Origin of the sequence: Shewanella sp. GutDb-MelDb, from assembly GCF_002836075.1 — a bacterium.
GTDB lineage: Bacteria > Pseudomonadota > Gammaproteobacteria > Enterobacterales > Shewanellaceae > Shewanella.
In genome coordinates, this window is record NZ_PJBM01000125.1 from 41,057 (window position 1) to 51,726 (window position 10,670).

General features: G+C 43.4%; 9 protein-coding genes. 5 read left to right on the forward strand and 4 right to left on the reverse strand.

The features are described 5' to 3' along the window. Positions 1-66: 66 nt before the first annotated feature. The 4 genes from gyrB to dnaA all read right to left on the reverse strand — a co-directional run bounded on the left by gyrB (position 67) and on the right by dnaA (position 6,205). The gene (gene gyrB, locus CXF82_RS03580; protein ID WP_101089169.1) at positions 67-2,484 is read right to left on the reverse strand and encodes a DNA topoisomerase (ATP-hydrolyzing) subunit B; all 2,418 of its coding nucleotides are present in this window, start codon (positions 2,482-2,484) and stop codon (positions 67-69) included. A gap of 16 nt (positions 2,485-2,500) precedes the next feature. Next, complete coding sequence (recF, locus tag CXF82_RS03585; protein ID WP_101089168.1) at positions 2,501-3,583, reverse strand: DNA replication/repair protein RecF; 1,083 nt, start codon at positions 3,581-3,583, stop codon at positions 2,501-2,503. 116 nt (positions 3,584-3,699) lie between these two features. Continuing rightward, positions 3,700-4,800: a DNA polymerase III subunit beta gene (dnaN, locus tag CXF82_RS03590; RefSeq protein ID WP_101089167.1), complete on the reverse strand. Its 1,101-nt coding sequence runs from the start codon at positions 4,798-4,800 to the stop codon at positions 3,700-3,702. Positions 4,801-4,819: 19 nt separating this feature from the next. Then, complete coding sequence (dnaA, locus tag CXF82_RS03595; RefSeq protein ID WP_102038657.1) at positions 4,820-6,205, reverse strand: chromosomal replication initiator protein DnaA; 1,386 nt, start codon at positions 6,203-6,205, stop codon at positions 4,820-4,822. A gap of 445 nt (positions 6,206-6,650) precedes the next feature. Here dnaA and rpmH point away from each other — a divergent pair, with 445 nt between their 5' ends. The 5 genes from rpmH (at position 6,651) to mnmE (ending at position 10,493) form a co-directional block, all read left to right on the forward strand. Continuing rightward, positions 6,651-6,788 carry a 50S ribosomal protein L34 gene (gene rpmH / locus CXF82_RS03600; RefSeq protein ID WP_101089165.1) on the forward strand — a complete coding sequence of 46 codons (138 nt, stop codon included), beginning with the start codon at positions 6,651-6,653 and terminating at the stop codon, positions 6,786-6,788. Positions 6,789-6,800: 12 nt separating this feature from the next. Then, positions 6,801-7,157, forward strand: a complete 357-nt coding sequence (gene rnpA, locus CXF82_RS03605) for a ribonuclease P protein component (RefSeq protein ID WP_101089174.1) — start codon at positions 6,801-6,803, stop codon at positions 7,155-7,157. Continuing rightward, the gene (yidD, locus tag CXF82_RS03610; protein WP_101089164.1) at positions 7,124-7,378 is read left to right on the forward strand and encodes a membrane protein insertion efficiency factor YidD; all 255 of its coding nucleotides are present in this window, start codon (positions 7,124-7,126) and stop codon (positions 7,376-7,378) included. The genes rnpA and yidD overlap by 34 nt, the downstream gene beginning before the upstream one ends. Before the next feature lie 3 nt (positions 7,379-7,381). Beyond that, complete coding sequence (yidC, locus tag CXF82_RS03615; RefSeq protein ID WP_102043668.1) at positions 7,382-9,016, forward strand: membrane protein insertase YidC; 1,635 nt, start codon at positions 7,382-7,384, stop codon at positions 9,014-9,016. Between the two features lie 115 nt (positions 9,017-9,131). Next, positions 9,132-10,493, forward strand: coding sequence for a tRNA uridine-5-carboxymethylaminomethyl(34) synthesis GTPase MnmE (gene mnmE / locus CXF82_RS03620; protein WP_101089162.1), 1,362 nt, complete (start codon positions 9,132-9,134; stop codon positions 10,491-10,493). The last annotated feature ends 177 nt before the right edge of the window (positions 10,494-10,670 follow it).

Genomic DNA, 10,670 nt, shown 5'->3' on the forward strand with positions numbered 1-10,670 from the left:
ACAAAAAAAATCGGCGCTGTATGCGCCGATTTCACTATTTGCAAAGTAAGTACTTTCGCAATAAGACTATACGTCTAAGTTAGCCACGTTAAGCGCGTTAGACTCAATAAACTCACGACGAGGCTCAACGTGATCACCCATCAAACAAGTGAATAACTGGTCAGCACCAATCGCATCTTCAATGGTCACTTGCAGCATACGACGAGACTCTGGATCCATTGTAGTTTCCCACAACTGCTCAGGGTTCATCTCACCCAATCCCTTATAACGTTGGATATATTGACCACGTTTAGCTTCACTCATTAACCAATCAAGTGCTTCAATAAAGCTAGTGACATCTTTAGTCCGTTCGCCACGCTGAACATAACCGCCAGCTTCAACTAGACCATCAATCTCAGCACCTAACTTAACAATGCGCTGATAATCGGTAGACTGGAAAAAGTCATATGTGAACAGATAGTTAGTATCAATACCATGCTTACGAATAGTAATTTTTGGTAGATAAACCTGACGCTCTGGATCAAGAATAGGCTCTGCACTATACAAGATACCGCCAGACTCTTTTTCAATTAAGTCAGCAATAAAGGCATCAGACCAAACTTTAACTTGTGCTTCATCACTCAACATCTCGTTAGTTAATGTTGGGTGGTACAACATCAAGTCAACAATGTTAGTTGGGTAACGCTTTTCAAGACGCTTAATAACCGCTTCTACTTCGCGGTACTGCTTAACCAATGTCTCTAGCGGCTGGCCAGACATACCTGGTGCACCTTGCGAAGGATAAACATTAGCGTTATCCAATGCTTGAGTCGTTAGGTACTCAGTTAGTGCAGGATCATCTTTTAGATACTGCTCTTGCTTACCCTTTTTCACTTTGTACAAAGGTGGCTGTGCAATATAGATATAACCACGTTCGATAAGCTCAGGCATTTGACGGAAGAAGAAGGTCAATAGCAAGGTACGAATGTGCGAGCCATCGACGTCGGCATCGGTCATGATAACAATGTTGTGATAACGGGTCTTATCAGGATCATATTCATCACGGCCAATACCACAACCGAGTGCAGTAATCAGCGTGACTACTTCTTGCGAAGACAACATTTTATCAAAACGTGCTTTTTCAACGTTTAAGATCTTACCTTTAAGCGGAAGAATCGCTTGGTTCTTACGGTTACGTCCCTGCTTGGCTGATCCGCCAGCAGAGTCACCTTCCACTATGTATATTTCAGAAAGACCTGGGTCCTTCTCTTGGCAATCGGCCAACTTACCTGGCAAACCACCTAAATCTAATGCGCCTTTACGACGTGTCAATTCACGGGCTTTACGCGCCGCTTCACGAGCACGAGATGCATCGATGATCTTACCAACAATCAACTTAGCTTCATTTGGATGTTCAACTAGGTAATCAGCTAACTGCTCACCCATTGTCTGCTCAACAGCCGTTTTAACTTCACTCGACACCAATTTGTCTTTGGTCTGTGAGCTAAATTTAGGATCTGGAACCTTAACAGAGATAACAGCGGTCAAACCTTCACGAGCATCATCGCCAGTCGCGTTAGTCTTGCCCTTCTTGTTATAACCCTCTTTTTCCATGTAGTTGTTCAGGTTACGCGTCAACGCACCACGGAAACCCGCTAAGTGAGTACCACCATCGCGTTGAGGAATGTTGTTAGTAAAACAGAAGATGTTCTCTTGGAAACCGTCATTCCACTGCATAGCCACTTCAACGGTAATACCGTCGTCACGCTCATGAATAAAATGGAAAACTTCTTTGTTTACCGGTGTCTTGTTAACGTTTAAGTAGTCAACAAACGCACTAATACCGCCTTCGTACTTGAAGAACTCATCTTTATCATCACGCTCATCAATTAAGCGAATACCTACACCTGAGTTTAGGAAAGACAGTTCACGGACACGCTTGGCAAGAATCTCAAAATGAAACAGGACATTGGTGAACGTATCGGTACTTGGCCAGAATCTTAGCTCAGTACCGGTATTAGTCGAATCACCAATCTCTTTAACAGGCGCATCAGGTACACCGTGGGTGTAAAATTGCTCATAAAGCTTACCGTCACGACGAATGGTCAACTGCACCTTACTAGAGAGTGCGTTTACCACTGAAACACCTACACCGTGAAGACCACCAGAAACTTTATACGAGTTATCATCGAACTTACCGCCAGCATGCAGTACCGTCATGATCACTTCAGCCGCAGAAATACCCTCTTCTGGGTGAATCGCAACTGGGATACCACGTCCATCATCTTTAACCGAAACGGAACCATCGGCATGAATAGTAATAATGACGTCGTTACAGTGGCCGGCTAATGCTTCATCGATAGAGTTATCGACCACTTCGAATACCATGTGATGTAGACCGGTGCCATCATCGGTATCACCAATGTACATTCCTGGTCTTTTACGTACCGCATCAAGGCCTTTTAATACCTTAATACTCGAAGAATCATAACTATTCTCTGACATATTATACTCTCGTCGGTTATTCAATTACCGTTACACACCCATGTTCCACATGGAACACCTTACTTGGCGGCGTGATTAACGAATCGACTATTGCTGCTGGTTCGATTGCCGTGACAAAAACTTGTGCCCCGGTATCTGCTAACTGCTGTAGCAATAGTTTTCTATGCTGTGCATCCAATTCCGATGGAAGATCATCCACCAGATAAATACTTTTTTTATCTATTTGTTGTTTGAGCAACTTTCCTTGTGCAATACGCAATGCACAGACTAACAATTTCAACTGTCCGCGGGACAAAGCATCTTGTGCAGGTAGTGTTCCTACCCGCAACCTTAAGTCCGCTTTATGAGGTCCGCTGACGGTAAAGCCTGTGGCTAAATCTCTGGGATACTGCGTCTCGAGCAGCTGTGCATACTCTGTTTTACTATCCCATCCTCGGGTAAAAGAAACCTTCACATCAACCTGAGGTAAAAACTCTTCGATTATACCCTTAAGTAGCTCATTTAACGAGTCTACATATTGCTTTCGTATATCGGTAACCAGTTCAGCATAACGAATAAATTCTTTATCCCAAAATTGTATCGAACTATAGGGCGATTCATCCCTGAGCAACTGATTTCGTTGCTTTATAATTCGTCGTACATTTACCCATGCCGCATAAAAACGAGGGTCAGAATGGAACGCACCCCAATCAATAAACTGCCGTCTGGCTTTTGGCCCCTCAAAAAGCAATGAAAAGCTTTCGGGAGTGATCACCTGAATCGGTAATGTTTCCGCTAACGTCGATAAACGTTTAACTTTATCGCCATTAATTTTAACTTCAATCTCGCCGCTTCTAAAACGTCTGAGGCCTATCTTACTGTCCTCTTCACCGGTTTGCATATTGGCAAATAACGTCAGCGCATCTTGATCATGTTGAATAACTCGCTGCGACAGATGACTGCGAAAAGAGCGCCCCATTCCCAAAAAATAGATGGCTTCTAAAATGCTGGTCTTGCCACTGCCATTTTTGCCATAAATTAAATTGAGCCCTTCACCTGGCTGCAACTGCGCAGAGACAATATTACGGAAAGCTTCAATATGAAGACGGTTAAGGCTCATTAATACCCTTTAAATGCAACGGGGAGGATTTTTCTGAAGTGGTCATTTATACCAGATAAAGCCGACGGTGTGTCGAAGTACTTTATCTGGTCTCTAAAGCAGAATAAAACAGTCTGTTATAAGCGCATTGGCATAACAACATACATAGAGTTCTGCTCTATGTGATTATCGATAAGTGCGCTTGAATTACCATCAATAAGCGTAATACGCACGTCATCAGAAGGTAAGTTGTTTAATACATCCAGTAGATAACTGACGTTAAAACCAATCTCTAACGGAGTGTTTTCGTATTCAACATCTAAGATCTCTTCCGCTTCTTCCTGTTCAGGGTTATTGGCAGTGATCTTAATCAGGTTGTTTTCTAACTGTACTCGCACACCACGAAACTTTTCATTCGATAAAATAGAAGCACGTAGCAACGCCTGTTTAAGCTGCAGACGGTTGGCAATAACAATCTTATCGCCGCCTTTTGGCAACACTCGGCGATAATCAGGGAAACGTCCGTCGACCAGCTTACTGGTAAACACAGCAGTCGCTGTCGTCGCTCTAATGGCGTTGTCACCAATAGCGATGGTGACATCTAAATCATCACCTTCGAACGAGCGCATCAGCTCTAACACGCCTTTACGCGGCACAATTACCTGCTTTTCAGGCAAAGTGGCGTCAATAATACGATGACTCAAAGCAAGACGGTGACCATCGGTTGCGATAGCACGCAAAACATTACCTTCGGTCTCTAATAACAAGCCATTGAGGTAGTAACGTACATCTTGATTAGCCATTGAGAACTGAGTCGCATCAATCAAGGACTTCATCGTGCCTTGCTTGAGGGTAAATTCAATATCAGCTGTAAACGCTTCTACATTAGGGTACTCTTCAGCAGGCAAGGTTGCCAACGTAAAACGGCTGCGACCAGAACGTAACAATAAACGGTTTTCTTGCTGTTCAATCTTAAGCTCGACCAGATCAGGTAAAGACTTAACAATATCTAGAAATTTTTTCGCTGGAACCGTGGTTCGCCCTTCAATGACGTCACCCTCAAGTTGAACTTCACCCACCAATTCAACTTCTAAATCGGTGCCAGTCAACTTAAGTGAGTGAGCACTTACTTCTACTAAAAGGTTCGCCAGAATAGGCAAGTTGTGACGTCTCTCCACCGCTCCACTAACTAACTGAAGTGGCTTTAATAGGGCATCCCTATCAATAGAAAATTTCATTCGTTTCAACTCCCTGATATTAAGAAGATAAGGTTCTTATCAAGTTAGCATAATCTTCTTTAATGTCATGACTTTCTTCACGCAACTGCGCAATTTTACGACATGCATGTAAAACGGTTGTATGGTCACGGCCACCAAATGCATCACCAATCTCAGGCAAGCTTTGGTTGGTAAGTTCTTTTGATAATGCCATCGCCATTTGTCTTGGACGTGCCACACTGCGTGAACGACGCTTCGACAACATATCAGCCATTTTAATTTTATAGTACTCAGCCACGGTCTTTTGAATATTATCGATAGTGACCAGCTTTTCTTGCAGTGCAAGTAAGTCACGTAATGCTTCGCGGACGAAATCGATAGTAATTGGACGACCGGTAAAATTCGCATTAGCGATAACACGGTTTAACGCGCCTTCAAGCTCACGAACATTAGAACGCAAACGCTTAGCAATAAAGAATGCCACTTCATCAGGTAAGTTAATGCCACTCTCTTGCGCTTTACGCATCAAGATCGCCACACGAGTTTCTAGTTCAGGTGGTTCAATAGCAACCGTTAAGCCCCAACCGAAACGAGATTTAAGACGATCTTCAACACCATCGATCTCTTTTGGATACTTATCTGACGTCAGAATGATCTGATGATTACCTTCTAATAGTGCGTTAAAGGTATGGAAAAATTCTTCTTGTGAACGATCTTTGTTGGCAAAGAATTGAATGTCATCAATAAAGAGTGCATCAACACTGCGGTAGTAACGCTTAAATTCTTCAATTGCATTGTTTTGTAGGGCTTTAACCATATCCTGTACAAAACGCTCTGAATGCATGTAAACCACTTTAGCATCAGGCTTGTTCTTAATAATGCCATTACCCACGGCGTGCAAAAGGTGGGTTTTACCCAAACCAGTACCGCCATAAAGAAACAGTGGGTTGTAAGCACCGCCCGGATTCTCAGCAACCTGCATTGCAGCCGCTTTACCTAATTGGTTTGATTTACCTTCAACGAAGTTATCAAACTGGTAGGTCGGATTAATGTTGCTACGATGATTAGCCGAGGGCGCTGGAGCAGAATGCGGAGTATTAAAAATAGGTTTCTCTACCGCTTGTCTAACCGCAGGTCGACTTCTGATCGAAGCGGTAGCCTGCACAATTGGCTTAGCCGATGGACGACTGCCTATATCAAAGCGCAAGTTAGGTGCATCAGCACCCATTTGTTCAATAAAGAATTGATTGATGATATTAAGGTATTTGTCTCTAACCCAATCTAAAACGAAACGGTTAGGTGCATATATGACAAGCGTATCGCCTTCCATCTCTGCCTGTAACGGTCTTATCCACATACTGAATTGCTGAGCAGAAAGCTCATCTTGCAGCCTTGCGATACATTGTTGCCAAAGTGAAACCGCCACGTACTTATCCCCAAAACATCTTACAAAAGAGGTGTATTCTATAGTGAGATCACGCTGATCGCTATCCTTTAAATATATTTATCCCCAGATAGATAAGGCAATCGATAAGATCTCGATCTTAAGGGATCTGCTGCGATCAAAAATAGTGCAAAAACCCTCAAATCCAGCTTTATAAAGCGATCCAGAACGATCTATAATAGATTAACTTCGATCTGCTTTTAGATCAGTGGAACCACTAGATATAGTGGTAACTCACAGAGTTATCCACATTTTATAGTAGTTTTTAATGTTCGAAGAAAAAACGGAGATGGCATTATTTAATCACTTAAGTCGATTGCGTATTGACGTGCTCAATTAAAGTGATTACAATTCGGCCTCTTTTTTGCCCTTACCTCTAATTTCTAGAGACTAAGGTTTATTAACCTAACAAAGACGGATTGCCATAATGAGTAAACGTACTTTTCAACCTAGCAACCTGAAGCGCAAGCGTTCTCACGGCTTCCGCGCTCGTATGGCTACTGTAGGTGGCCGCAAGGTTATCGCACGTCGCCGTGCTAAAGGTCGCACTCGTCTTTCTGCTTAAGTAGAGATGCAAGTGACCAGCTATACCTTTACGCGGGAGTTACGTTTGTTAACTCCCGCGCAATTTAAATCTGTCTTTACCAAACCTATCAAAGCGTCTTCCGCTGAAATAACCTTACTTGCTATTCCTAATTCTGAACAACATCCACGTTTAGGACTAACGATTGCTAAGCGTTATGTAAAGAAAGCTCATCAACGAAACCGTATTAAACGTGTAATTAGAGATAATTTTCGTTTACATCAGCATGATCTTCCCGCTGTAGATATCGTTGTGCTCGTCAGAAATGGCGTACTTGATATGGAAAGTGCAGAACTCAAAAAATTGGTAGAAAAGCTATGGCGAAAACTCTCTCGCCGTTACAATGGCTAGCAACTACGATTATTCGTGGCTACCAAGTACTCATAAGTCCCATGCTGGGACCTCGTTGCAGGTTCAATCCAACATGTTCACACTATGCAATAGAAGCAATTCGTTTGCATGGATTTGTGACAGGATGTTGGTTTGCAGCGAAACGCATATTAAAATGTCACCCTTTACATCCGGGTGGTGAAGACCCCGTCCCTCACAAAAAAAATAGGTGCGATAAATAGGCTATGGAATCTCAACGCAATATATTGCTTATCGGTCTGCTTTTTGTCAGCTTTTTACTTTGGCAACAATGGCAAACGGATCAAGCTCCTCAACCGGTTGTAGCGCAAACTCAATCTTCAGTAGCGGCGTCTACTGTCGCCGATGCTCATAGTTCAGATGTTCCAAATGCTGATTCAGCATTACCAGAAGTGATTACTGCTTCTAAAGAACTCATCACTGTGACCACTGACCAACTTGAAATCAGAATTGATCCAATTGGCGGTGACATCGTTTATTCAGCTTTGCTGTCTCATAAACTGAAAGAAGAAGCTGAAGACCCATTTGTTCTGCTAGAGCAAACTAATGACATCTATTATGTCGCTCAAAGTGGTCTAATTGGTCGTGATGGTATCGACAGCAGTACTACAGGTCGTGCACATTTCGATAGCACAGCCCGTGATTTTGACTTAGCAGCAGGCCAAGACACATTAAATGTGCCATTAACCTACTTAGCACCTAACGGTGTGACCTACACTAAAATGTTTACCTTCTACCGCGGTAAACATAATGTTGATGTTGCTTACCAAATCAACAACGGCTCTAGTGCACAGCTTCAAGTTCAGATGTATGGCCAAATCAAGCACAGCATCAAGAAAAGCGAAAGCAGCATGATGATGCCGACTTATCGTGGTGGCGCATTCTCAACAGCAGATACACGCTATGAGAAATACAGCTTCGACGATATGGCTGATAAGAACCTAGACAAATCGACTCTTGGTGGTTGGGCAGCAATGCTACAACACTATTTCGTTTCTGCTTGGGTACCACCAGCAACTGATAAAAACGTTATCTTCTCAAGCGTAAGCGCGGGCGGATTAGCTAACATCGGTTTCCGTGGCGCGCTATATGATATCGCACCTGGTAGCGAACAGACCATTAAAGCCCAGTTCTATGTCGGCCCTAAAGATCAAGAAGCGCTATCTGCTATCTCTGAATCATTAAATCTGGTTGTTGACTACGGTTTCCTTTGGTGGCTAGCCATTCCAATTCACTGGTTATTGATGTTCTATCAATCATTTGTGGGCAACTGGGGTGTGGCAATTATCCTTATTACGCTTACCGTTCGTGGCATGTTATATCCACTAACGAAAGCGCAATACACCTCTATGGCGAAGATGCGTAATCTACAGCCTAAACTTGCGGAAATGAAAGAACGCATGGGTGATGACCGTCAGAAGATGGGTCAGGCGATGATGGAACTGTACAAGAAAGAGAAAGTTAACCCTATGGGTGGCTGTCTACCAATCTTGCTACAAATGCCAATTTTCATCGCTCTATACTGGGTATTGTTAGAAAGTTACGAGCTACGTCATGCACCATTCATGTTATGGATTACTGATTTATCAGTACAAGATCCATACTATGTGATGCCTATTCTAATGGGTATCTCAATGTTTGTGATGCAAAGAATGCAGCCAATGGCACCGACTATGGATCCAATGCAAGTTAAGATGATGCAATGGATGCCAGTTATCTTTACCGTATTCTTCTTATGGTTCCCAGCGGGTCTGGTTCTATACTGGTTGGTAGGTAACTTAGTCGCGATTACACAGCAGAAGATTATCTATGCTGGCTTGGCGAAGAAAGGGTTAAAATAACTCTTAGTTCCAACTAAGCAAAGCGGCTAGATACTTCGGTATCAGCCGCTTTTCTCATTTAATGAGAAACACTTTTTGTTAATCACCTTTCATATTTGAACTAGGAAACACAGTAATGACAACAGATACTATCGTGGCACAAGCGACCGCTCCAGGTCGTGGCGGTGTCGGTATTATTCGAGTGTCTGGCGACTTAGCTAGCAATGTGGCTATGGCGGTAATTGGGCGCATACCTAAAACCCGTTATGCCGACTACTGTGACTTTAAAAATGACCAAGGCGAGGTTATCGACCAAGGTATCGCTTTATATTTTAAAGGCCCTAACTCATTTACCGGTGAAGACGTACTAGAACTTCAAGGTCACGGTGGCCAAATCGTGCTTGATATGCTCATTAAGCGTGTGATGGAAACCACGGGTTTGCGTATCGCCAAACCCGGTGAGTTCAGCGAGCAAGCTTTTATGAACGACAAGCTTGACCTAACGCAAGCAGAAGCGATTGCAGACCTAATTGATGCCACTAGCGAACAAGCAGCTAAAAGTGCTTTAAACTCGCTACAGGGCGAATTTTCAACCCAAGTACACGAACTTGTCGAACAGACCACCAACCTACGCTTATACGTTGAGGCTGCCATTGATTTCCCAGATGAAGAAGTCGATTTTTTATCTGACGGCAAAGTCGCGGCATCGCTGTACCGGATCATCACTCAGCTCGATTCAGTGCAAGCAAGTGCAAAACAGGGTTCTATCATCCGTGAAGGCATGAAAGTGGTTATTGCAGGCCGTCCTAATGCAGGTAAATCAAGCTTACTCAATGCTCTCGCCGGTAAAGAGTCCGCTATTGTCACCGAAATAGCAGGCACCACTCGCGATGTATTGCGCGAACATATTCACCTAGACGGCATGCCACTGCACATCATCGATACCGCGGGCTTGCGTGATACTGTCGATACCGTTGAAAAGATAGGTATTGAACGCGCATGGGACGAGATAACAACCGCCGATCAAGTATTGTTTATGGTTGATGGCACCACGACGACCGCCGTTGATCCTCACGAAATTTGGCCAGACTTTATCGATCGCCTACCAAAAAACTTAGGTATAACAGTCGTCCGTAATAAAGCCGATCTCACTGGCGAAACATTGGATGTTACCGAAGAAGCAGGACACCCCGTTCACCGTATATCGGCTAAAACGGGCCTAGGTGTAGCAACGCTGCAACAACACCTAAAATCCTTAATGGGTTATCAAAGTAATCTAGAAGGTGGTTTTATCGCGCGTCGTCGCCATTTAGAAGCACTTGACCTTGCTAGCAGCCATCTGCAATTAGGTAAAGAACAACTCGAAGTCTATCAAGCAGGCGAGTTGTTGGCCGAAGAACTACGCATGACTCAAATGGCATTATCGGAGATCACTGGCAAATTTACTTCAGATGACCTATTAGGAAAGATTTTTAGCTCTTTTTGTATTGGTAAATAACGCCCTGCAAAATATTGTTCTGTAACTCCGCGACAGCAGTAAAACATCCCTTAGTCTAGATCTTGATGTCAGGATCTAGACTGACATTCAAGCCCCCAATGTAAGCCTATATTTACACCGCGATCGCAATTGATCGCCAACTGTAAACCTCCCTTTATAGACCACTAAAAGTAAGAT